Genomic DNA, 23517 nt, shown 5'->3' with positions numbered 1-23517 from the left:
CGAAGAATGGCTAGTTGTGAATCTGAGCAGCTCTTTCTAATAAACGTTCTGCAACCTTCTTTGATGCTTCATCAATCATCAGGCCGTCGAGATTAGTAGCACCTGATGATGCGTTAAATGCGGCAATAATTTCTTTTGCATGTGCAATCTCTGCCGGACTCGGTGTAAATGCCTCATTGACCAGAGCGATTTGATTTGGATGAATCACCCATTTCCCATCAACACCTAAAGCGCGGGCGGTGCGGGCAGAGCTTGAGAGGCCGGCATCATCGGTGATTTGAAAGTAAGGCCCATCGTAGGCAGTCTTTGCGTGCGCATGCGCTGCAATCACAACTTGCATCAGCGGCCATTGCAGTGCGTTGGCTGCTTCCGCCCAAGGAGTTCCAGGATTACTACTTGGCATTCCTGCTGAAGCCATGAAATCTGCTGGCCCAAAGGCAAGGGAGATCACTTGCGGATGAGATGCAATCTGTGGCGCATTGATGAGCCCCATCGCACTTTCAATTTGTACTTCAAGTTGCATATTGGCCGGAAGTTTAGCCGCCCAGCTCTTTACGTCCTCCAGGCTATGTATTTTAGGAAGAATAACTGAACTAAGAGGTTGTGGATTAAAACCACAGATGAGATCAATATCGGCTTTGGCAAAGGTGCTTGAGAGTTCATTAACACGGAGTGAAATTTTCTTTTTACTCTCAACTTTGCTCAGAAAATCCTTAAGGTATGCGCGAGCCGCTACTTTATCTGCGGGCGTAACAGAATCTTCCAGGTCAAGAATTATCTGATCGCAATCGAGCGTCAGAGCCTTTTCCACCATCTTTGGCTGGCTAGCAGGCACGCAGAGCAATGAACGCATGTTGCTTAGTCTAGAGGCAGCGGGCTTACGAAGGAAGGAAAATCCTCTGGGTAATCGATGCTGAAATCATTTCACGTAGTTGCGCTAAGCCCGAGACTTCTCCAGCAGCAATAGCCTGCATACCTATATTTCCTAGGAGAGTAGCTTCTACTGCGCCAGTAATAACTTTCTTTCTGGTGACATCAGCGGTCAATTGATTGAGGAAATCATTGGCGCTGCCTCCACCCACTACATAAATGAGATCAAATGAATGGCCTTCCACCTCTTCAAAATCAGAAATTATCTGATCATAAGCAGCAGCCAAACTGTCAAAAATACAACGTGCATACTCCGCCGGAGTATTGGGAACTGGTGCGTTATTTGCAATGCAATACTCGGCAATACGGCCGACCATGTTTCCGGCAGCCAAAAAGATATGATCGTTAGGATTGATAAGAAAGGAATTGGCAGGCACCTTCTGCGCCGCGGCAACGAGTTCTTCGACCTTAATATCTAATCCTTGGGCAGCCCAGTCTCGCTGACATTCTGATAGCAACCACATTCCAGCCACATTACGCAAGGACCGCACAGTTGCCTGCACACCTAATTCATTTGTTAAATCGATTTCAAATGCTTCATTGGAAGTATTTGCTTGCGATTTCTCGTAACCAACCAGAGACCATGTTCCACTTGAGATGTAAATGGATTTCTCCGGATGAGTCATGGGTACGGCTGCAACGGCCGATGCGGTGTCGTGTGAACCCACTGCCACCACTTGAATCCCGTCGAGTTCTCCATGGCCCTTAATCTTGCTTAAAAATGCTCCCGCTTCATGGAGTGCGGGAAAAATTCTCTTGGGGAGATCTAATTCTGCAATCAAATCCCAATCCCAATCGCGCGTTATGGGATTAAGTAATTGAGTAGTAGATGCATTAGTTACCTCTTGCGTCGCACTCCCGCAGAGGAAATAATTAAGTGCATCGGGAAGCATTAGAAATTGAAAAGCACCATCAAATTCATCAATTGAGAGCCCAGCGATTAATTGATAAATTGTGTTAAAGGTGAGAAATTGGATTCCAGTACTTTTATAGATTCGCTCTTTGCCAACTAGCTTGGTCGTATCTTCCATAACTCCTTCGAGTCGTAAATTTCGATAGGAAAAAACTCTTTTGTTAAGCGATCCATCGCTATTAAGAAGTTGGTAATCCACACCCCAAGAATCAACGGCCACTGATGTTAAGGGATATTTCTTCGCCGCCATATTCAGCCCTACAAGAACTTCTTCTTGAAGCTTGGACCAGTTCCAAAGAAGACCATCTACAGGATCATCAATGGGGTCATTGGTAAAACGGTGAATAACTTCGAAGGAGATTTTTCCATCCGAAATAGTCCCAACTGCCACACGGCCGCTGGTTGCACCTAAATCAATCGCTGCGTAAGAAGCCATAGTTAGCGCAGGAATGCACTCGCTACACCGCTATCAACCGGGATATGTGACCCTGTTGTCAGTGGTAAATCTCCTGCAACAAATGCAAATGCCGCTGCAGCAATGTGGGAAGGAAGGACCTCAAGTTTTAAGATGCTGCGCTGGGCATAGAACGCACCAAGCTTCTCTTCTTCAACGCCATAGACGGCAGCGCGATTTGCGCCCCATCCACTAGCGAAAATTCCAGAACCTTGCACAACACCGTCTGGGTTAATTCCATTAACCCGAATTCCATACTCACCGAGCTCAGCAGCTAGCAATCTCACTTGATGAGCTTGATCTGCCTTGGTCGCGCCGTATGCAACATTGTTAGGACCGGCAAAGACGGCATTCTTTGAAGCAATGTAGAGAATATTTCCAGCCATCTTCTGCACAATCATTGCCTTTGCAACTTCGCGTGAGAATAAGAATGAACCACGAGCCATCACATTATGTTGAAGATCCCAGTCACTAACAGTTGTATCAACTAAAGATTTAGAGAGTGAGAGCCCGGCATTGTTGACCAAGATATCTATTCCACCGAATGCCAGTGTTGTGGCATTTACTGCAGCAGCAACTTGATCTTCAAGTGTGACATCGACACCCACGGCGAGTAATCGCTCAGAATTACCCATTTCAGCTATGAGCTTCTTTGCACCTTCTAGATCGCGGTCTGCAATTGCAACACAAGCACCCTCATCAAAGTAGCGCTGAACAATTGCGCGTCCGATTCCTGATGCACCACCTGTCACAAGTGCGATTTGTCCGGCAAGTGCCTTGGGCTTAGGCATGCGACGAAGCTTTGCTTCTTCAAGATCCCAGTATTCGATGCGAAACTTTTCGAGTTCTGAGATTGGTGCATATGTTGAGAGAGCTTCAGCTCCACGCATCACATTGATGGCGTTGACATAAAACTCTCCTGCAACACGAGCTGTCTGCTTATCTTTGCCGTAAGAAAACATGCCGATTCCTGGAACCAGAATAATGAGTGGATCTGCCCCACGTATTGCCGGAGATTCCTTGGTTGCATGACGGTTGTAGTAAGCCGAGTAACTCGCGCGATACTCCTCATGCAAAGTGCGAATACGAGCGGTTACTTGCTCAAGATCAGCACCTGGCTCTGTATCAAGGACCATAGGGGAGACCTTGGTACGTAAGAAGTGATCAGGACATGATGTGCCTAAGGCAGCGAGTTTTTGCAGTGACTGGCTGGCGATGAAATCTAAAACTACATCTGAGTCGGTGAAGTGACCAACCATGCGTGCATCCTGTGAAGCCACGCCTCGCAGTATTGGAGAGAGTTGTGCGGCGCGTGCCCTACGTTCTGCTTCCGCAAGCGCCTTGTACTTAGCGATACTTGCACCAAATGGTTCTGATTTGCCATTTGCCTTAATGAAATCTTCTGCCTTCTTTATGGCATCAAGTGAGCGCTTCTCGCACTCATCAGAAGTATCAGCCCATGTTGTTAAGCCATGGCCACCGAGAATGCACCCTTTAGCGCTCGGGTTCTCTGCGGCAATCTTTGCAATATCCAATCCAAGTTGAAACCCAGGTCGGCGCCAATCCACCCAGAGAATTTCATCCCCAAAACATTTCTTGGTGATGGCAGGACCATCGGCGGAGGTGGCAAAGGCAATGATGGAATCTGGATGTAAATGATCAACATGTAACTTATCTACCAAACCGTGCATCGAAGTATCAATGCTCGGTGCTGCTCCACCTTTACCGAAGAGGCAGTAATCAAATAGTGCAACCATTTCATCCTCGCGTTGCTCACCAGGATAAACATTCTTAAGCTCATGAACTTTATCGGTATATAAAACTGCTATTCCTTCTTCTTTGAGAGTACCGAGATCACCACCGGAACCCTTTACGAAGATAAGCGAGGTTGGCTTACCGGAAATTGGATCAGTAATCGTTGCCTTCGCAGAGGTATTGCCACCGGCGTAGTTAGTCACCTTCGGGTCAGCACCTAAACGATTAGAACGAGAAATCAGTTCGTTTACTGCAGGAGTTAACTCAGATAGCTTTTTAATTATGCACCCCACCCAGCTTGATTGCCGCCGACTCGTGAGTCAGCAATTTTCTTTAGATAACCAGAGGCTTTAAATGCCTTCATAGGATTGGGATCAATTCCCTTATCGCTGCGCCACTCTTCAAGAAGCGGACGGACATCAGTGTTATAGGCATCCATCAGGACACCGTTTGCCTCAAGCACATCACCTGCAGCTTGCGCAGCTTTAAGTGCACTCTGGTCAACTAATAGCGCCTTTGCAGCAGCCTCTTGAACATTGAGAATTGAGCGAATTTGCCCAGGAATTTTCGCCTCGATATTGTGGCATTGATCTAGCACAAATGAAACGGGCGTTCCGATGTCGAATCCGCCGTTGATGTTAACTTCGTGCAGAATGCGGAATAACTGGAACGGATCTGCGGCTCCAACAATCAAATCATCATCAGCGTAGAAACGTGAATTGAAATCGAATGCACCAAGCTTCTTTGCTCGAAGTAAGAAGGCCACGATGAATTCAATATTTGTTCCAGGCGCATGGTGTCCAGTATCAACGCAGACCATTGCACGCTCGCCAAGTTGTAGACAGTGAGCGTAGGAAGTTCCCCAGTCAGGAATATCAGTGGTGTAGAAAGAAGGCTCAAAGAACTTGTATTCAACAAGCATTCTCTGATTGCCTTTGAGATGATTATAAGTTTCGTGAAGTGATTCAGATAAACGATCTTGACGAGAGCTGATGTTGTCTTGGCCCGGATAGTTGGTGCCATCTGCAAACCACAACTTCAAATCTTGCGACCCAGTGATATCCATGATTTCAATGCACTCTAGAAGGTGGCGGACTGCTTTCTCGCGAATCTTCTTATCGGGATGACAGACTGACCCCAGCTTGTAATCATCGTCTTGGAAGGTATTGGAGTTAATTGTTCCAAGCACCACACCTAGATCTTTTGCGTGCTTGGCAAATTTTGCGTAATCCTCAACCTTGTCCCAAGGAATGTGTAGGGCAACGCTGTGAGCAGCACCGGTGTACTTATGTACCTGTGCGGCATCTTCTACTTTTTCAAAAGGATCACGAGGAACACCCGGTTGACCAAAAACTTTAAATCGTGTTCCAGAATTTCCGTATGCCCATGATGGAGTTTCGATTTGTAGTCGGTCAAGAACTTTCTTAACGTCCGCCTTTGATGCCATGCCGTGCTCCTCTAGTAGTGGATGTAATAGAATTTATTGAAGAAAAAAGACTTGCTCAAGCTTGATAAATCCCTGATCTGCATTAACGCCTTCAAGATTTTCAAAGAATGGCGCCATATCTTTCTGCCATTTCTCGTTAATCTCAGTCTTTCCCATCCCTGCTAGCGCCGCCTCTAAATTAAGTGTTTCGAAATATCCAAAAAGTGAGCCATCAGCACGATCGAGGAAGATGGAGTAGTTGGTCCAACCAGTAGAGCGAAGAGCGTCGAGCATCTCGGGCCAGACTTCTGTATGTCTGCGCACATACTCATTCATCATCTCTTTACGAACTTTGAGACGAAATGCGACTCTCTCCATAGAATTCTCCTTGAACCGTTTTAAGCAGTTAGCTAAGGCTATTCATTGAGTTTAAAGGCGTCAATTGAGCGCGAAAAGCGAATCTGTTCAAAAGGCAAAGTAGCCAGACTCGCTCTAAATCCTGTATCGTTTCAAGTGTTCAATAGATTTTGTTCAATTCTAGGGAGATCTTTGTGGCAAGTATCAGAGATGTGGCCAAAGCCGCCGGCGTCTCTTTGGGCACCGTCTCTAATGCGATTAATCGCCCAGAGGTATTGGCACCACTGACTCTGCGTAAAGTGCAAAAAGTTATTGAAGAAATGGGCTTTGTTCCGAATGCATCCGCCCGCAATCTGCGCGCTGGACGAAATCGCGTAATTGGATTAATTGTCCCTGACATTTCTAATCCATTCTTTACTGCGCTAGCCATGGGTGTAAACGATGCTGCCTTTGCCGCAAAGTACGTTGTGATTTTATGCAATACAGATGAGAGCACTGATAAAGAGAGCCAGTATTTAGAGGTACTCAGCGCTCAAAATGTAGAAGGAATTTTGATTACACCAGCTAGAGAGACTATTAGGGCTCTGGCAAAAGTTGCCGAAAAGGGAATTCGCTTGGCTCTAGTTGATCGTCCTGCGCTCGGTTTGCAAGCATGTAGCGTTGCAGTGAACGATTCATATGGTGGTTCGCTAGCTCTCACTCACCTACACGAACTAGGGCACCGCAAAATTTTATTGCTCACCGGAAGTGAAGATATTCCACAAGTTGCCGATCGCAACACCGGAATTAGAGATTCTATGAAAGAAATCCCGGCTAACCAACTCCCTCAGATTATGGAACTTCGCCTGGATTCTATGAGCGCTTCAAATGCATACGATGCGATGATGAAGAAGATTGAATCAGGTGTTGATTTCACAGGAATCATCTGTGGCAATGACTTGATCGCACTCGGTGCCATCCGCGCGTTGCGCGAAAAAAATATTTCGGTCCCAGAAGATGTCTCTGTTATCGGATATGACGATATAGATTTTGCGGGCAGCGCCAACGTTCCCCTCACTTCAATATCACAACCCGCTTATGAACTCGGTTTTGCAGCGGCTGAATTGATTATTTCAGAGTGCGAAAACCCCGAGCGCCATGTTCATCAACGCATTGAATTCCAGCCACGTTTAGTAGTTCGTTCTTCTACCGCCCCTACTAAATCCCACCGTGCAAATTTGCGAATTTCCTAACTGAGTAAGAAACTGGGCATCAATGTCAAGATTTAAGGTAGCAATCGTCGGCGCAGGTCCTGCTGGCTACTTTGCAGCCCAAGGTCTGCAAAACTTGCAGAGCGATGAACTTCAATTTTCTATTGACATGATTGAACGTTTACCAACGCCTTGGGGTTTAGTGCGTAGTGGTGTGGCCCCGGATCATCCAAAGATTAAGACCGTATCGAAAGTATTTGAGAAAATTGCTGTTGAACCAGGCTTTAGGCTATTTGCCAATGTTGAACTCGGCTCAGATCTGACGATTGAACAACTCAAAGAGAAGTACGACGCGGTCATAATCGCTACCGGGTCTGCAGTTGGCAAGAAGCTTGGCATTCCTGGAGAAGATCTACCAGGCTCCATGTCTGCGGCCACCTTTGTGCCTTGGTACAACTCCCACCCAGATTTCAAAGATCACACTATTGATTTGAGTTCCGATACGGCCGTTGTCATTGGCGCCGGCAATGTTGCTATGGATGTTGCCCGGATTTTGGCGCTGGAGCCCAGTGAACTCGATCCAACTGATACTGCAGATCACGCAATTGATTCATTTAAAGCAAGTGCCGTGCGCAAGGTAGTAATCAGTGCTCGCCGTGGACCCGAGCATGCCGCCTTCACATCACCTGAACTTCGCGATCTGCCAAAACTTGAACATACCAATGTCATGATGAGTAAATCAGATATTTCCGATGCTATTTCACGTGCAGGAGCTGAACCTGCAAAAGATGTGAAGAGCAATCTTGATGCCATGTTATTGATTGCTGAAAAAGAAACGACCAACCACGAGCGCACGATTACCTTCCAATTTCTAGCCACCCCGATTGAGATTAAAGGCGCTGGCCGCGTTGAAGAGGTTGTATTTCAGAAGACGGGCAGTGATGAGATATTTAGTATTAAGTGTGGCCTAGTGATTACCGCCATTGGTTATGAAGCAACAGCGCTAGCGGGTGTGCCCTATGAGAAGGGCAAGGTAGTAAATACTGATGGTCGAGTACATGAGAACGTCTATGTTGTTGGTTGGGCTAAGCGTGGTCCGTCAGGTGTGATTGGCACAAATAAGTCAGATGCAGCAGATGTCATGAAATTACTAGTCGATGATTTAACTACTCCCAAGAGCGCGGGTGATATCACCGATGTAATTACACATAACAGAGTTGTCACCCAAGCTCATTGGCAGGTAATAAATCAGGCTGAAGTAGCAGCAGGTGAACCGCTGGGTAAACCGCGTCGCAAGGCCGTTGATCGCGAGGAGCTCTTAAGACTCGGTAGGCTGTAGTACGTGCGATTTATCAACCAGCCGATTTATGATCTGACTTACGACGATGTATTCATGGTTCCAAGCCATTCTGAACTTACTAGCCGTTTAGAGGTAGATCTTTCTTCACGCGATGGCAGTGGCACAACAATCCCGCTTGTTGTTGCAAACATGACAGCAATTGCCGGTCGACGCATGGCAGAGACGGTAGCAAGACGTGGTGGCCTGGTTGTCATTCCACAAGATATTCCAATTCCTGTTGTTGCAGAGGTCATTGCATCGGTAAAAGCTCGCCATACATTTTTTGAAACTCCCATCACGTTGACTCTCAAAGAGACTGTGGCTGATGCCGCATCACTTATTCATAAGCGAGCACATGGGGCCATCATCATCGTTGATGGCACAAAGCCTGTGGGAATCGTGACTGAGGAAGATTTAGCAGGCGTTGATCGCTTTACTCAACTCAGCCAGGTAATGACACAAGAGCTAACAAGCATGCCTGAGACCTTAGATCCGCGTCAGGCGTTTGATTTCCTGCATGAGCGCCTGCGCACTGTCGCCCCAGTAGTTTCGGCAAAAGGTGACCTCGTTGGCATAGTTACCAAAGTAGGTGCACTACGCGCAACGTTGTATACGCCAGCAATTGATAAGAAGAACAGATTACGTATTGCGGCAGCCGTAGGAATTAACGGCGATGTAGCTGATAAAGCGGCAAAGTTAGTTGCGGCAGGAGCTGACGTACTTGTCGTTGATACCGCCCATGGTCATCAGAAGAAGATGATCGAAGCGCTGCAGAGCATTAAGAAACTTAACCTTGGAGTACCAATCGTTGCCGGCAATGTTGTTACCGCCGATGGTGTTCGCGATTTAGTGGCAGCAGGTGCGGACATTGTTAAAGTGGGTGTAGGACCAGGTGCCATGTGCACAACGCGCATGCAGACAGGTGTTGGCCGACCACAGTTTTCAGCAGTTCTTGAATGTGCTACCGAGGCAAAAAAGTTAGGTGCACACGTCTGGGCCGATGGCGGAGTACGCCATCCTCGTGATGTTGCACTGGCGCTCGCCGCTGGAGCATCGCAAGTAATGATTGGTTCTTGGTTTGCTGGCACATATGAATCACCTGGAGATTTAATGCGTGATAGTTCAGGGCGCGCGTATAAAGAATCATTTGGAATGGCATCAAAGCGCGCAGTGAGTGCACGCACTTCACAAGAGGACGCATTCGATAGAGCACGGAAATCACTTTTTGAAGAAGGCATCTCATCTTCCCGAATGTTCCTTGATCCAATTCGTCCAGGAGTTGAAGACCTCATCGATGAAATCATTTCTGGACTTCGTTCTTCTTGCACGTACGCAGGTGCTAAGAACCTAGAAGAGTTTGCAGACCGCGCGGTTGTGGGAATTCAATCTGCCTCTGGTTATGCAGAGGGACGCCCACTGAATCAAAGTTGGCGCAGTTAAGCATTAATTTCTGCTCGTTTTAAGCGTTTTTCAGTAGCGAGAAAAGCCTGTAGTATTCGTTTTCGCAATACACAATTTAATAGGCGTGCGTAGCTCAACGGATAGAGCATCTGACTACGGATCAGAAGGTTAGGGGTTCGAATCCCTTCGCGCGCACAAGTTAAGCCTCGAGTGCCTTTCACACTCGGGGCTTTTCTTCTTTACGCTCTTATTGCCTTCGCAAACTCGCGGAAATCTTCAACTAGTAAATCAATTTCAGCCTGGCCATGCGCCAGTGAAATTAACCATTGCTCATCAAGTCCTGGCGGAGTGATGATTCCGCGGTTGAGGGCAAATAACCAGTGCGCTTCTGCGATACCAAAGTCAGATGCTTTATAGTCACGATAGTTGCGAACTGGTGTTGTTGACCAGGTAACGCAGCCCTTCACACCAAAACCGACAGTGTGTGCTGGAAGTTGGTATTCATCGATAATCTGACCGATGCGTGTAAGTGCCTGCAGGTTCAACTCTTCAGCTGCTGCAAGTGCCTCATCAGTACAAATACGATCTATGGCGCGAACACCTGCCATTGCAAGCGGGTTACCGTTAAAAGTTCCAAAGTGTGCCATTTTTCCGTTGCTGACAAAGTCCATGTATTTCTTCTTGCCACCGAAGGCGGCAAGTGGAAGTCCGCCACCTATAGATTTTGCAAGAGTGATGAGATCTGGCTTTACGCCAAGTCGAGCAGATGCACCGTGTGCACCCGCTGTGAGTCCAGTTTTAACTTCATCAAAGATCAGGATTACGTTGTATTGATCGCAGAGTTCACGAACTCGCTCGAGATAACCTGCATCAGGAAGAACAATCGCAATGTTCTCTAGAACAGGCTCGACGATGAAGCAGGCAATTTTATTTGCGTTGCTTGCAAACATACGCTCGAGTGCTTCAATGTTATTAAATGGAACGACATAGATATCTCCGGGCACCAGATTTGAGTCAATATAAGGAGTTGGCTCTTCAGCGTCTCCAGCTTCTGCAACCGGTGGCTTGGAAGAAACTACAAATGGGTCATAGCTACCGTGGTAGCCACCCTCAATTTTTAGAATGCCCATCTTCTGGGTCGCAGAGCGGGCAACGCGGACGGCATACATTGTTGATTCGGTGCCTGAATTGGTAAATCGAACTTGGTCGATTCCAAAGCGCTTACAGATTCGCTCTGCCGCATCAGTTGAGGTCGGGGAAGGAGTCACGAAGAGCATGCCTTGCTTCAGGGAGGCTTCAATCTCTTCAATCACAATTGGGTTCAGGTGGCCGGCGAGCATTGCGCCAAAGCCCATAGAGAGGTCGAGTAATTGGCGACCGTCGACATCGGTCATATATGCGCCCTTGGCCGATGAGATGGAGATCGGGTAGGGATCCCAGTGCTGGAAGCTAGAGGTGACGCCAAGTGGCAGTGAGTTAAATGCCCGCTTGCTCTCAGTCTCAGATGCTTTGGTGCCTTGTGTGAATAATTCCCATTCAGCCTTAAGTACAGAAGCTACTTTTTCTGGCGAAACTGGAGTTGATGTGGACGGTACGTATCGGTGTGTTGCTGCATGTTGCGATTGGATCGCTGCTTGTGTAGTCATTGTAAAGCTGTACGGCAAATGTTTCTGATTTAGAAACCGTTTGAGAAGTACTCTCCTTTGGTTTTGCGAATGAACGCAAACCAATTATCTATGAAGTGGTAAAAACTTGCAACTAATGCGTGTTTCAGCGAGTTTTACGCACGAATAATCTGAATTGCATTCAATACGATAATTCCTACCGCCACGATAATTCCAAGATACTTTGCGGGTAAACGGCCAACTAGGCGCGCTGCAACTGGGGCGGCGATGACTCCACCAAGTGCCAATCCGCCAACTGTTGACCAATTAATATCAATGCGCCCAATCTGTGCCAAGAATCCGGCAGAAGCAGAAAGTGCAACGACAAATTCTGCTGCGCTCACTGTTCCGATAACTTTACGAGGTTCAGTTGTTGTCGTTGTCATCAGAGTTGGCGTAACAATTGGGCCCCAACCTCCACCACCTGATGCATCAACAAATCCACCAGTGAAACCAAGGTAGGTGAGGAAACGCGGATTTTTTATCTCTAACAAATTAGTTTGTGGTTCGGTCTTAAATACATTGCGGTAGAGAAGTAAGAAACCTAAGAAAAGTAAGAGCGTTGAGATAAATACCTTAGAACTTGAAAGATCAATAAATGTAAGGAATGTGGCCCCTAAGAACGCGCCAATTCCTCCTGGAATAGCCAACCTGAGAAGAATCTTCTTATCTATATTCTCAGCATGCCAGTGAGAAGCACCGGATGCGAGAGTCGTACCGATTTCAGCGATATGAACAGCGGTAGAGGCAACCACTGCAGATGCCCCTAGCGTGACTAAGAGAGTCGAACTTGTGAGTCCAAAACCCATTCCCAGAGAGCCATCAATTAACTGAGCTGCTGACCCTACGAGGGCAAAGAGAAGCCAATTCATAGCAGAATCTTAATTATTTTCTCCACATTGTCTGCAACTGACGCGGTTCCATCAAGGTGCAAATCTGGAGCGAGAGGTCTTTCATAGTCTTGTCCCACACCAGTGAAGTTTGGAATCTGCCCAGCAGCAGATTTCTTATACAAACCTTTTGGATCTCGGGAACGACATGTTTCAACTGGCGTATCAACAAAAACTTCCAGGAACTCACCATCGTCAAAGATGCTCTTGGCACGCTGTCGGTCGACCTCAAATGGACTCACCAGAGCGGTAATGACAATAAGGCCAGCATCAACCATTAGCTTTGCAACTTCAGACACTCGTCGAACATTTTCAGCGCGATCTTCTGGTGTAAATCCGAGATCCATATTTAGGCCTAATCGTAAGTTGTCACCATCTAAAACATACGCGTGAGCACCTGAAGCAAACAGCCGTTGCTCTAGCGCATTAGCAATTGTTGACTTACCTGAACCTGAAAGACCGGTGAGCCAAATTACGCGCGCTTTCTGAGACTTTTGGACCCCACGTTGGGCTTTTGTTATTTCATAATCCTGGTGCGTAACGTTCGAGGCGCGTCGAAGAGAGTGACGGACCATTCCAGCACCAACTGTTTTTAAGGTCAGTCGGTCGACAAGAATGAAATTACCAAATTCTCTCGAATCCGTATAAGGTCGCATGACTACTGGGATATCTGTGGCTACTTCAACATCGCCAATTTCATTCATCTGTAGAACATCTGAAGAGATATGTTCACCCGTATTTACATCAATCTTGTGGCGGATTTTTGTAACAATTGCCGGGGTCGTGGTTGCGCCACTCACAAGCAGGTAAGAACGACTATGAATGAGGGGCTCTTCATTGAGCCAGACAATGTGGGCGGCTAAGCGATCAGAAGGTATTAAATCTTCAGTTGACTGGGCGATGATGTCACCGCGGGTCGCATCAACTTCAGGTGTTAGTACCAAAGTGACCGCCGAATCAGTGGGGGCGTGCGCACTCTCTTGGTTAAAGGTAACTATCGAGGAAATTTTTGCCTTCTGCATGCTTGGAAAAATCGTAACTTCATCACCTTTACTGAAACTTCCACGACGGACAGTTCCTGAAACCCCGCGAAAATTTTCAGCTCGAGCAATCATCTGAATCCGCATCAACCCCCGTGCTTCATGGTCAACTGGTTCGCTCCAGTCTTGGATGCTCTCAATAAGGGTTTTTCCTGAATACCAGTTCATATTTTCGCTGCGGAAAACAACATTATCGCCCGCCAACGCACTCAGCGGGATGATGTGAACATCTGTGAGCTCAAGCCGATCGATAGTTTTCTGAATCTCGGCTGAGATGTCATCAAAGACTTTCTTATCAAAACCGACAGCATCTAATTTATTGATGGCAACAATTACTCGGGAAACGCCCATCAAAGAACAGATTGTTAAGTGGCGCAACGTCTGTGTGCGCACGCCCTTGATTCCATCAACTAAAACCAGTGCTATGTCGGCACGTGAGGCTGCAACCACCATGTTACGTGTGTACTGCTCATGGCCTGGAGCATCGCTAATAATTAAACGTTTACCATCCAAAAGATTCATTGATCGATAAGCGACATCGATAGTAATTCCTTGTTCGCGCTCAGCTTCAAGCCCATCGGTGAGAAGGCTGAAGTCAATTTCTCCAGCAGGGATAGTCGAACCTGTGCGACGTACTTTTCTTGCGGCCCCGACTGTGTCGTGCGGGATGCTATCTGTCTCAACTAATAGGCGGCCAATGAGAGTTGATTTACCATCATCAACACTGCCACAGGTTAAGAGGCGAACAATTGCACCGGACATTAGAAGTACCCCTCGGACTTCTTCTTCTCCATAGAATCTTCATTATCGCCATCAATTAATCGGGTAGCACGTTCACTGAGCTTTACTTGCAATACTTCTTCAACAACATCCTCAATAGTGAGAGCATTGGATTCAACAGCTGCGGTGAGTGGATAACAGCCCAGCGTGCGAAAGCGAACCTGCTTCATAAATGGAGTTTCACCAGCTTGCAAGGGGTAACGATCATCATCGACCATTATTAATTGTTCACCACGTTTGACTACTGGTCGTTCTTTGGCGAAGTAGAGTGGATTTACTTCAATGCCCTCCTGCAGGATGTAATGCCAAATGTCATTCTCGGTCCAGTCAGAAATTGGAAAGACGCGCATGGTCTGCCCAGGGCCCAGCCGAGTGTTATATGTGTTCCACAGTTCAGGGCGTTGTTCGCGCGGATTCCAACGATGGCCAGGATCTCGAACGCTAAAGATTCTCTCTTTCGCCCGGCTCTTCTCTTCATCTCTACGTGAACCACCAATAGCAGCATCAAAACCATGGAAATCAAGTGCTTCACGCAGGGCAACAGTCTTCATCACACGGGTGTATTCGGAAATTCCAGTAGTAAATGGGTTGATATTTGCATCCACGCCAGCTTGATTTGTATGCACAATAAGTTTCGAATTGGTTTGCGCAACTACTCGATCTCTAAAAGCGATCATCTCTTTAAACTTCCACGTGGTATCTATATGTAGCAATGGGAATGGAATAGCTGCCGGATAGAAAGCTTTACGAGCAAGGTGTAGAAGTACCGTCGAATCCTTACCGATTGAATACATCATGACCGGTTTACGGAAACCCACCGCCGTTTCACGGAAGATCTCTATCGATTCGTTCTCGAGTTCTTTAAGGATGCGTGACTTTATACTCATGAGCCCACCCGTGGAAATATGAAGTCTGCATGACTCTTGCCCAGTGATGCAAGAAAATCATCTTGAACCTTGCTCGAGCGATCTTGTTTTACCGTTGTTGGTGCAAGAGTTAACTTTTCCCAATCTGAGAAGCCAGGGAATGCTGCAAAACTCTGTATCTCTCGTACCTTTTCCGGGTTATGTAAATCATCGAAATCAACATCAAGAATCTGGCAACCTTGCGCTTTAGCGAATTTCACATAGCGAGTATAAAAGTCTGTAAAGTCATTAGTAAATCTCTTGAGCTCATTTGCATCAAGATTAATCACTAAGTCAGAAGTAGAAGCTGTATGCCATTTGCCGCTGGCATTTGCTTTCTTGTGCGATACAAAACGATCAAGATGATTTCTACGCAAGAAAATAATGTGCGGCTTGAACTCGGAGATCAGTGATTCCAATTCCTTATCAGGAAGGTGTTGAGGAAATATCTTGATGACGTGAATTCCAGGAATCTTCTTGATTGCACTCAGGGTTTTTCGAGAATCAAGAGATGTCGTTTCGAACTTGTTATAGGACCATTTCTTACGTTGCTGTTTTAGGTTTTGTGAATATCTAAATGAAAAGAATGGATAGTGGCGATTAATCTTTTCAATATTCTTATTCCATGCATTGAAGATGAAGAATTCACCGTAGTAATGAAATCCCACCTGATCATTTGAGAGCAAACTGCCAATTGCATGGGTGCCAGAGCGGGGGAATGAGAGCACGAAGACTATTTTTGATTCCACTTGAATGGCTTTGCGAAGGTAATTGACTACGAAATAGGGAAGTAGCGCCCTGACATTAAGGAGAAACTTCTTTATTGAGGGCATTTTACCTTCGGTAGACACTTTAGAATCTTATCAGTCCAAGTTTTGAACATTGATAGTCTTACCCTGTGTCAGAGCCCGCAATTAAGAGTCTAGATAAACTCACCAGCTTTTCTCAGGAAATTGATGCTCTAGAACAATTACGTAAGCGACGAAGGTCGAAAGTTAAGAAATACCCTTCAGTCTCTGTTCTAGTTTCTACGGTTCGTCCAGATGATCTGACCAATCTACTGCAACAGTTAGTCAGCCAAAGCCTTCCTTTATTTGAATTACAACTTGGTCTGCATGCAATTAAAATAAATGCCTCACACAAGAAACTGATTCGAGTTCTCGAGAAACGAAAAATCTCAGTAAACATATACACATTTGACCGGGAGAGTAGCCTTGGCACAATTCTCTCTTCATTAGCCCAGGCATCGTCAGGAGAATTCATCGCAAAGATGGATGATGATGATTATTACGGACCTGAGCACCTAAGAGATTTATTGGATGCAGCCCTTGATACCGGTGCGGATGTAGTGGGTAGGGCGATGAATTATGTATATCTCGAACCCTTGCAGCTAACCGTTCGTAGATTTTCACCTCACGGGATTCAAGCCGTTGAGTTATGGAGTGATTGGGTTTGCGGAGGAACAATTCTTGCTAAGCGTGCAGTAGCTGAAGCCGCACATTGGTTTGGAGATGGCAATACTGCAGTCGACAGGTTCTTACTCAGCGGAGTAACTAACAACGGTGGAAAAATCTGGAGAACTTTTGGGGCCGGATACATTTATCGTCGCACCTTTACATTCCATACTTATGCAACGAACTATTCCAAGTATCTCAACGGCGCAAATGAACATGTAGTCGGAAGATGGAAACACCCGGTATTTGGAGGTAATCTCCTATGAGTACCAATTTTAGGTTTAACCGCCCTCAAAATCTTGCGCTAGTGAGTAGACCTTCGCTGTCAGTGGCCGTGGTCATCGCATGCAAAGATGGACAAGAGAAGCTAGATCTTGTTTTAGCCTCCCTTACCTCGCAGAGTTACCCATCACGTTTATTCAACGTCTATGTCATTGACGATGGAAGTAGCACACCAATCACTATTCCTTCAATCTCACCGAAAAAAACACGCCTATTGAAGTATAAAAACTCGCCATCTCACTGGGGAAAAACTGCAGCCACCAATCATTTTGCAGCAGGACTTAAAGAAGATGTTCTGTGGTTCATCGATGCAGATATGGTTTTCGAACCTGACCACCTTGCCCACCATATGAAGTGGCATCATGAAGCAAATGATTTTGCAGTCTTAGGTTGGAAGCGATTTGTCGATCACTGGGATTACACACCAGCCATGCTCTTTGAATCGCTACGTAAAGGTGGCTTCCATCAGCTGCATTCTCAGAGCTGGAGTAAAGAGTTGTGGGAAGAACGAGTCAATCGCACGCAGGATTTAGTAAATCCGGCACTTGAAGGTTATCGAACTTTTGTAGGTGCAACATTTTCAATTATGAATTCTCAGTGGAAAAAACTTGGTGGCTATAACCGCGAACTCATCACTGGTGAAGATACTGAACTAGGTTGGCGTATCTTTACAAATGGGCTAAGAACAGTTCCGGAGCGAGAGGCGCACTCTTGGCATTTAGGATTTAGCACAGTCGAGAAAAATAAAGAGTCGATTCACCGCCATAATGATCCGGCGTTAGCGCAGTTTATTCCGGAGATGCATTCAGTCCGGGCACGCTATGAATTTGATTGGAAAGTTCCCACATACCAAGTCTTTGTTGATTCCCGCAATTTAACCTTAAGAGATTTGCTCCTGCGCAGACAGGAGCTGCTAGCAGTCAATGGCACATCCGCTCATTTCACATTGATGGGCCCATGGAAGCTTCTGAGAAGTCGATATTCGCCAACTGCAGATAAGTTCGCCGACCTTCGGGAAATCCATAGCTGGTTAAAGGCAGATGAGAGTTATACATTTGTCGAAATTGATTCAGAAATAAATATGACAATCGATAGCGTTGTTGAATTAATCGAACCAAGTGCAACACCGCACTACATATTTATTGAAGGCTCATCTAAGGTTGATTTAAAGCATTTGGTTGACTTACAGATAACTCAAGGCCATGGCTTGGTGGGAGTTGTTGATAAGGAAGATAATCGAGCTTTTGTCATCTTTGCACCAGCACTTTCGCGCGCGCTCACATCAGGCGGTGATGTGTATGAAAATATCTCCGCACAATGGGGACTCAATTGGATGACAGATGAGAAGTTTCTTCAGCTCAATGCTGGTAGAAAATCTCGCATCAAGCGCTTCAATCGGTTTCTCAAGCGCGAGGGGAAGAAGATTAATTCTCCTGCGCAGCTTTTCATCTTTATCCAAAAGCTTGGGAAGTTGATTCTTCGAAAAGTTTTGCGCAATGGCTAAACCGACAATAATCCTTGCGACAAGCAACGGAATCGGAATGGGGCATCTCGCCAGAGCAACTGCGATAGCAAAAGCAATGCAGGAATTTGCCACCCCTGTGATTGTCTCTGTCGCTGGAGGAATTGCCGAGATTCCATCTGCAACTGGTTTTCAATGTGAATACATTCCAGGAAAGACTCGCGGATGGATGCCGCGCGGTAAATGGGATACCTATTTTCGCGATCGCTTAGTTGCGATAGCTCAGGAAACTGGCGCCAGCGTCATCGCCTTTGATGGAGTTGTTCCTTATCCAGGGTTTATTGCAACTAAATTGATGGATCCCCAGTTAAAACTTGTGTGGATACGACGAGGTATGTGGCAGAAGAATCTCTTGCGCTTTGTTCTTCCCTTTCAATCGCAATTAGTTGATCAAGTTATTGAACCTGGGGATTTTGCTCGAGGCTATGATTTCGGACCAACGGCTGGGCGCAATGAAGCCATCCTTACCGCTCCGGTCTCACTCTTTCAAAAAGATAAGGCGCTATCACGCGATGAAGCCCGAAAAGTTTTAGGTCTTGATATAAATCGCCCAGCTGTACTAGTGCAACTTGGCACCGGTGATAGTGATGTGAATCAGAAAATGAATGCCGCACTCTCAGGGCTTATTGGATGGAAAGATTTGCAGGTTGTACTCACCAAAGATCCAGTTGATAAGAATGGCGCCTCGTTGGCACCCGATGGCTTAGATATTCGGGTAGTGCGCCATTTCCCACTAGCTCAGGTGTTGCGCGCATTTGATGCAAGCGTCTGTGCCACCGGATATAACGGAGTTCATGAACTTTTACCGGCGCAAGTACCAACAGTATTTGTCTCTAATATTCGAGGAACTGATGATCAAGAAGCACGTGCACAGTGGTGTCATGACATGGGCTTCGCCTTACGTGCCGACCAGTCAGATTTAAGCAACATCACTGCAACAGTAAGAAAATTACAAGATTTGCAAATTCGCGCGCGGCTACATCAGCAATGTGAGCATCTTCCAGATCCAGTGGGCGGGCAAGAAATTGCGAAGATTCTGTATGACCTGGCAAGTAAGAAAAAGATGTCTCGTCAAGGGCCCGTTAATCGCCTGAAGCGACTTTTATTGTGGTCAGTTCTCAGAAGGGCGGCTCTCATTTATCGCACGATAAATCCCCATAACGTAGATGACTTAGTAAACCGCGAGGCACCAATCTGGGGATCTCAAAATACTGCTGAAGATCTTCACCCACTTATTAAGGGATCGATGCGTTTTGAACATCTAATAACTGGTGCATCCGAGAATTACATGAGGCGACGCAAGGAGATTGCACAGTCCGCCTACGGCACTCCTGGTCCTAGCTAGAAGCGAGAGCGAATTTCCCAGAGATCTTTAAATATCGGATTAAAGAGAGTGCTTGCAAGATATTCGACTCCACTTGAACCACCGGTTCCTGGTTTCTTGCCGATAGTTCTTTCAACCATTTTCACATGGCGGTATCGCCACTCTTGAATACCTTCATCAATATCGACCAGTCGCTCACTGACCATGGAACTCTCGGGATCTTGCTTATGAACAGTTAAGAGAACATCTTGAACAAGCGGATTGGATTCATATGCAATGGATTTATCCCGCGAGATCACTTCATGGGGAAGTGTGTAACCTCGTGCTTGTAGGTAATCCAGGAAAGAATCCCATAATGAATTGCGAGATGTAATCTCAGCAATTTCTAATTGAACCTCCGGTGGAAGGTGGCTCGACATACGGCTATCGCGACGCCCAAGAATCGCTTCGACTTTTCTAAATTGAGCTGATTGAAATCCACTTGAGGAAGAGAGAAAGCCTCGAAAAGCATTAAATTGAAGTGGCGTCATCGTTTCCAAAATATCTACCTGTGCAACGCATACCTTCATGATGGTCCGGATCCGCCCAAGGATTGCAAGTGCATAGTGGGTGTTACCAGACTCAAGTGCGCGTTGGGCTTCGAAGAACTCATGGATTAACTGTTTGAACCAGAGTTCATAGGTTTGATGGATGATAATAAAAAGCATTTCATCGTGCTCAGGTCCGGTGGAAAGTGGCTTTTGGAGTGCAAGTAATTCATCGATGGCAAGGTAAGAACTGTATGTAAGGGCGGAATCGAATTCATTACTCATGTGACGCGAGATTCCGATCCTTCAATTTTCTCGTATTGACGGGTCTCAGTAAGGGCTGTAATTCGCTGGAATCCATCCCACACCTCGACATAGGAAGTCGCTAACGGGGAGATAGCCAGGCGTATCGCATTAGGAGTGCGGTAATCAGGGATTACATTGGCAAATTTTCTAAGTGCAACGCAAATTCTTGCGGCATCAGGATGACCGAGTGAGATGTGTCCACCGCGTTCCTGAGGATTTCTCGATGTTAAAAGGGTGTAACCAAGCGGAGCTAACCATTCATCGAATAAATCAATCATCATCTGAGTTCCGATAGCAGCCTTCGATGCAATGACGTTTATACCTGCCTCTTCAATCATCGAATAGGAAACTTGCACGCCACGTATTCCAATAATGGACGGACTAGCAATTTGGAAACCGCGAATTCCTTCTGCTTTAACGAAATCAGCTCCCATGCCGAATTGATCTTCATTTGCAAACCATCCTTGAATGGGAGTCTGTAATTCACTTTGAATCTTCTTATTCACATATAACCATGCTGGTGATCCAGGGCCAGCATTGCCATATTTATATGTGCACCCCACTGCAAGATCGACCCCGTTGTCATCGAAGTTCATCTCAATAGCTCCTGCTGCATGGCTGGCATCCCACACAACGAGAGCACCATAACTTCTAGCCAAATCAGTGATGGATTTAATGTCCGAACGAGCACCAGAGCGATACTGAATTACTTCGAAAGTTACTAGTGCGACATCTTCTGTCATGTACTTCTCTAGCAGTTCTGCAGTGACTAACTCATTTTCTGCAATGGCAGGATCTTCGTTGTCGATGATTACCAGGTTCAGCCCATAGCTCTTTGCGATTCCATCGAGTATGTAACGATCAGTAGGAAAATTTGCCGCATCTGTAATTATTGTCTTTCGACCAGGGCGTGCGTTAATTGCCGCTAAACAAAGTTGATAGAAATTAACTGAAGTTGTGTCACAGACTAGAACTTGTCCAGCGCCTGCGCCTAGAACTGCTCGGCCCAGAAGATCTCCCGCTACCTGCGCTTCATCGATCCAATGGCTCCAACCGGTAACGACTTCATTGCCCCACTCGTGGGACAGGAAATCTCCCACCGCTTTGACGGTGGCATGGGGCAATCTGCCCAAGGAATTTCCATCGAGGTAGCAGAGGTTAGGGTCTGTGATTACGAACTTGCTTCTGTATTCGGCGAGCGGGTCATTCTTATCTAATTCCAACGCGTAAGCGCGGTCAGTAACCTTCATAGTTCAAAGGTACGCTCTCCTACCGTGGCGCGCAATGTTGTAAATATCGAAGAGGTTTCTAAGGCCTTCGATATTCGTCCTCTTCTCGATCGTGTTTCACTCGGAGTCTCAGAGGGTGAACGAATCGGAATCGTTGGGCGCAATGGTTCGGGTAAAAGCACGCTCATGAAGATTATTGCAGGCGTAGAAGATCCAGACGCAGGTCGAGTTACAAAATCAAATGCAGCCCGTATTGGAATTCTCTCTCAGATTGATACAGCCGCCGCCGATGCCACCGTTGGTGATGTTGTGATTGGCAATCGTGAGAAACACGAATGGGCTAGTGACCCACAGATACGTGAGATATTTACCGGACTATTTGGTGGATTCGATGACCACCTGTTTGAAAGAGTCTTCTCATCGCTATCAGGTGGTGAAAAAAGACGGGTAGGTCTTGCCAAGTTACTCATTGATGACCTGGATCTGATCTTACTTGATGAGCCAACAAACCACTTAGATGTTGAAGGCGTTGCCTGGCTAGCCCAGCATTTAAACAATCGAAAAGATTTAGCACTTCTTGTTGTTACTCACGATCGTTGGTTTCTAGATGCAGTCACAGATCGAACCTGGGAAGTAGTACTTGGAAAAGTAGAGGAGTATGACGGTGGTTATTCAGCATTTGTTTTAGCAAAAGCAGAGAGATCTCGTCAGGCAAATGTATTGGATAGCCGTAGAAACAATCTCATCCGTAAAGAGTTAGCCTGGCTTAGACGTGGCGCACCAGCTAGAACAACTAAACCAAAGTTTCGAGTTGATGCGGCAAATGAATTGATCTCTGCCGAACCCGCCCCGCGAGATTCAACTGAACTCTTAAAGTTTGCACTCAACCGCCTAGGAAATACTGTCTTTGAACTACACCATGCACTTATCAGGGCTGGTGAAAAGAAGTTGATTGAAGATCTCACTTGGAATATCGGTCCAGGAGATCGCATCGGCATAGTGGGGGTTAATGGTTCCGGAAAAACAACTCTCATGCGCACTTTGGCTGGCTTGCATCAACTCTCAGCTGGAAAACTTGTCACAGGCATTACAGTAAAGATTGCCTTCCTCACCCAACATTTAGATGAGCTAGATCCAGAGTGGCGCCTACTTGAAGCGGTAGAAAAAGTTGCAACCCATGTGGAGATTGGTAAAGGAAAGACTCTTTCAGCATCACAACTATGCGAACGTCTGGGCTTTGATCGCGATGCCCAGTGGACTCCGGTGGGAAATCTTTCTGGGGGAGAAAGACGACGATTGCAACTAACCCGATTGCTTATGGATTCGCCCAATGTTGTTCTACTCGATGAACCTACAAATGATTTTGATATCGAAACCCTCACCGAACTCGAAGATTTACTCGACAGCTATGGTGGAACTCTGATTGTTATCTCTCACGATAGATATTTTCTCGAGCGAGTCTGTGATCGCTTCTATGGGTTGCTTGGAGATGAAAATCTTCGAGATCTACCTAGAGGTGTAGATGAATATCTTGAGCGAAGAGCTGATTCAGTGTCATCACGGGGTAACACGGCACCGAAGCAGTCATCTGGTTCAAGTGCTGCAGAACAGAGACAACTCAAGAAAGATTTAGCCCGCCTTGAGAAGCAGATAGTAAAAGGTAAAGAGAGAATTGCAGAACTATTTGCCGAACAAGAGCGTGAAAGCGCGAATCATCAACGTTTAATTGAACTCACCCATGAACTAGCTTCGGCTGAAAGTGAACTTGCGAGTCGAGAAGAAGAATGGCTGCAAGTGACGTTAGCCCTCGAAAGTTAATAGGATTGGGT

Annotated in this window: 19 protein-coding genes and 1 tRNA gene; 8 read left to right on the top strand and 12 right to left on the bottom strand. The window is 46.3% G+C overall.

Annotated elements, in window-relative coordinates:
• Positions 1–10: 10 nt before the first annotated feature.
• The 5 genes from A1sIIB76_RS06475 to A1sIIB76_RS06455 are packed head-to-tail and all read right to left on the bottom strand — an operon-like array spanning position 11 to position 5856.
• Positions 11–853, bottom strand: a complete 843-nt coding sequence (locus A1sIIB76_RS06475) for an HpcH/HpaI aldolase/citrate lyase family protein (protein ID WP_095697290.1) — start codon at positions 851–853, stop codon at positions 11–13.
• Positions 854–878: 25 nt separating this feature from the next.
• The gene (locus tag A1sIIB76_RS06470; protein ID WP_095697289.1) at positions 879–2279 is read right to left on the bottom strand and encodes a rhamnulokinase; all 1401 of its coding nucleotides are present in this window, start codon (positions 2277–2279) and stop codon (positions 879–881) included.
• Between the two features lie 2 nt (positions 2280–2281).
• Positions 2282–4345: a bifunctional aldolase/short-chain dehydrogenase gene (locus A1sIIB76_RS06465; protein WP_223298766.1), complete on the bottom strand. Its 2064-nt coding sequence runs from the start codon at positions 4343–4345 to the stop codon at positions 2282–2284.
• The gene (rhaI, locus tag A1sIIB76_RS06460; protein ID WP_095697288.1) at positions 4333–5499 is read right to left on the bottom strand and encodes an L-rhamnose isomerase; all 1167 of its coding nucleotides are present in this window, start codon (positions 5497–5499) and stop codon (positions 4333–4335) included. The genes A1sIIB76_RS06465 and rhaI overlap by 13 nt, the downstream gene beginning before the upstream one ends.
• 33 nt (positions 5500–5532) lie before the next feature.
• Positions 5533–5856 carry an L-rhamnose mutarotase gene (locus tag A1sIIB76_RS06455; protein WP_095675374.1) on the bottom strand — a complete coding sequence of 108 codons (324 nt, stop codon included), beginning with the start codon at positions 5854–5856 and terminating at the stop codon, positions 5533–5535.
• Between the two features lie 173 nt (positions 5857–6029).
• Between A1sIIB76_RS06455 and A1sIIB76_RS06450 the strand changes: the two genes are divergently transcribed.
• The 4 genes from A1sIIB76_RS06450 (at position 6030) to A1sIIB76_RS06435 (ending at position 9960) form a co-directional block, all read left to right on the top strand.
• Positions 6030–7067: a substrate-binding domain-containing protein gene (locus A1sIIB76_RS06450; RefSeq protein WP_125918795.1), complete on the top strand. Its 1038-nt coding sequence runs from the start codon at positions 6030–6032 to the stop codon at positions 7065–7067.
• A 22-nt stretch (positions 7068–7089) separates the two neighbouring features.
• Positions 7090–8364, top strand: coding sequence for an FAD-dependent oxidoreductase (locus tag A1sIIB76_RS06445; RefSeq protein WP_095697286.1), 1275 nt, complete (start codon positions 7090–7092; stop codon positions 8362–8364).
• 3 nt (positions 8365–8367) lie between these two features.
• Complete coding sequence (locus A1sIIB76_RS06440) at positions 8368–9804, top strand: GuaB1 family IMP dehydrogenase-related protein (RefSeq protein ID WP_095697285.1); 1437 nt, start codon at positions 8368–8370, stop codon at positions 9802–9804.
• Positions 9805–9887: 83 nt separating this feature from the next.
• Positions 9888–9960: transfer RNA gene (locus tag A1sIIB76_RS06435), tRNA-Arg, on the top strand.
• A gap of 44 nt (positions 9961–10004) precedes the next feature.
• Here A1sIIB76_RS06435 and A1sIIB76_RS06430 read toward each other — a convergent pair.
• From A1sIIB76_RS06430 to A1sIIB76_RS06410, 5 genes are all read right to left on the bottom strand, one after another.
• Positions 10005–11411, bottom strand: coding sequence for an aspartate aminotransferase family protein (locus tag A1sIIB76_RS06430; RefSeq protein WP_095697284.1), 1407 nt, complete (start codon positions 11409–11411; stop codon positions 10005–10007).
• 134 nt (positions 11412–11545) lie between these two features.
• Complete coding sequence (locus A1sIIB76_RS06425; protein WP_095697283.1) at positions 11546–12301, bottom strand: sulfite exporter TauE/SafE family protein; 756 nt, start codon at positions 12299–12301, stop codon at positions 11546–11548.
• The gene (gene cysC, locus A1sIIB76_RS06420) at positions 12298–14121 is read right to left on the bottom strand and encodes an adenylyl-sulfate kinase (RefSeq protein WP_095697282.1); all 1824 of its coding nucleotides are present in this window, start codon (positions 14119–14121) and stop codon (positions 12298–12300) included. Before cysC ends, A1sIIB76_RS06425 begins: the two co-directional genes overlap by 4 nt.
• Positions 14121–15026, bottom strand: coding sequence for a sulfate adenylyltransferase subunit CysD (gene cysD / locus A1sIIB76_RS06415; RefSeq protein ID WP_095697281.1), 906 nt, complete (start codon positions 15024–15026; stop codon positions 14121–14123). The genes cysC and cysD overlap by 1 nt, the downstream gene beginning before the upstream one ends.
• Positions 15023–15895: a sulfotransferase gene (locus A1sIIB76_RS06410; protein ID WP_095697280.1), complete on the bottom strand. Its 873-nt coding sequence runs from the start codon at positions 15893–15895 to the stop codon at positions 15023–15025. Before A1sIIB76_RS06410 ends, cysD begins: the two co-directional genes overlap by 4 nt.
• Positions 15896–15942: 47 nt before the next feature.
• On the opposite strand from A1sIIB76_RS06410, the gene A1sIIB76_RS06405 reads away from it, so the two are divergent.
• Genes A1sIIB76_RS06405 through A1sIIB76_RS06395 form a run of 3 tightly spaced genes read left to right on the top strand, consistent with a single transcriptional unit; the run spans position 15943 to position 19647 of the window.
• Positions 15943–16764 carry a glycosyltransferase family A protein gene (locus tag A1sIIB76_RS06405; RefSeq protein ID WP_095697279.1) on the top strand — a complete coding sequence of 274 codons (822 nt, stop codon included), beginning with the start codon at positions 15943–15945 and terminating at the stop codon, positions 16762–16764.
• Positions 16765–16805: 41 nt separating this feature from the next.
• A complete protein-coding gene (locus A1sIIB76_RS06400; protein WP_190286233.1) occupies positions 16806–18284 on the top strand; it encodes a glycosyltransferase family 2 protein in 1479 nt (492 codons plus the stop codon).
• Complete coding sequence (locus tag A1sIIB76_RS06395; protein ID WP_095697277.1) at positions 18277–19647, top strand: glycosyltransferase; 1371 nt, start codon at positions 18277–18279, stop codon at positions 19645–19647. The genes A1sIIB76_RS06400 and A1sIIB76_RS06395 overlap by 8 nt, the downstream gene beginning before the upstream one ends.
• Here the strand turns inward: A1sIIB76_RS06395 and A1sIIB76_RS06390 are convergent.
• The gene (locus tag A1sIIB76_RS06390; RefSeq protein ID WP_095697276.1) at positions 19644–20438 is read right to left on the bottom strand and encodes a tryptophan 2,3-dioxygenase; all 795 of its coding nucleotides are present in this window, start codon (positions 20436–20438) and stop codon (positions 19644–19646) included. The genes A1sIIB76_RS06395 and A1sIIB76_RS06390 overlap by 4 nt on opposite strands.
• Positions 20435–21709, bottom strand: coding sequence for a kynureninase (locus A1sIIB76_RS06385; RefSeq protein WP_095697275.1), 1275 nt, complete (start codon positions 21707–21709; stop codon positions 20435–20437). The genes A1sIIB76_RS06390 and A1sIIB76_RS06385 overlap by 4 nt, the downstream gene beginning before the upstream one ends.
• 24 nt (positions 21710–21733) lie before the next feature.
• Between A1sIIB76_RS06385 and A1sIIB76_RS06380 the strand changes: the two genes are divergently transcribed.
• Positions 21734–23506 carry an ABC-F family ATP-binding cassette domain-containing protein gene (locus A1sIIB76_RS06380; protein ID WP_095697274.1) on the top strand — a complete coding sequence of 591 codons (1773 nt, stop codon included), beginning with the start codon at positions 21734–21736 and terminating at the stop codon, positions 23504–23506.
• Positions 23507–23517: the final 11 nt, after the last annotated feature.

This window comes from Candidatus Planktophila versatilis (assembly GCF_002288265.1).
Lineage (GTDB): Bacteria > Actinomycetota > Actinomycetes > Nanopelagicales > Nanopelagicaceae > Planktophila > Planktophila versatilis.
The sequence above is the reverse complement of the archived record's forward strand: the minus strand, read 5'-3'. Positions and strand labels throughout refer to the sequence as shown.

Excerpts from the sequence above, each read along its gene's own strand:
- A1sIIB76_RS06475 (WP_095697290.1), bottom strand. The coding sequence starts at position 853 with ATGCGTTCATTGCTCTGCGTGCCTGCTAGCCAGCCAAAGATGGTGGAA.
- A1sIIB76_RS06470 (WP_095697289.1), bottom strand. The coding sequence starts at position 2,279 with ATGGCTTCTTACGCAGCGATTGATTTAGGTGCAACCAGCGGCCGTGTG.
- rhaI (WP_095697288.1), bottom strand. The coding sequence starts at position 5,499 with ATGGCATCAAAGGCGGACGTTAAGAAAGTTCTTGACCGACTACAAATC.
- A1sIIB76_RS06455 (WP_095675374.1), bottom strand. The coding sequence starts at position 5,856 with ATGGAGAGAGTCGCATTTCGTCTCAAAGTTCGTAAAGAGATGATGAAT.
- A1sIIB76_RS06445 (WP_095697286.1), top strand. The coding sequence starts at position 7,090 with ATGTCAAGATTTAAGGTAGCAATCGTCGGCGCAGGTCCTGCTGGCTAC.
- A1sIIB76_RS06430 (WP_095697284.1), bottom strand. The coding sequence starts at position 11,411 with ATGACTACACAAGCAGCGATCCAATCGCAACATGCAGCAACACACCGA.
- A1sIIB76_RS06425 (WP_095697283.1), bottom strand. The coding sequence starts at position 12,301 with ATGAATTGGCTTCTCTTTGCCCTCGTAGGGTCAGCAGCTCAGTTAATT.
- cysC (WP_095697282.1), bottom strand. The coding sequence starts at position 14,121 with ATGTCCGGTGCAATTGTTCGCCTCTTAACCTGTGGCAGTGTTGATGAT.
- cysD (WP_095697281.1), bottom strand. The coding sequence starts at position 15,026 with ATGAGTATAAAGTCACGCATCCTTAAAGAACTCGAGAACGAATCGATA.
- A1sIIB76_RS06395 (WP_095697277.1), top strand. The coding sequence starts at position 18,277 with ATGGCTAAACCGACAATAATCCTTGCGACAAGCAACGGAATCGGAATG.
- A1sIIB76_RS06390 (WP_095697276.1), bottom strand. The coding sequence starts at position 20,438 with ATGAGTAATGAATTCGATTCCGCCCTTACATACAGTTCTTACCTTGCC.
- A1sIIB76_RS06385 (WP_095697275.1), bottom strand. The coding sequence starts at position 21,709 with ATGAAGGTTACTGACCGCGCTTACGCGTTGGAATTAGATAAGAATGAC.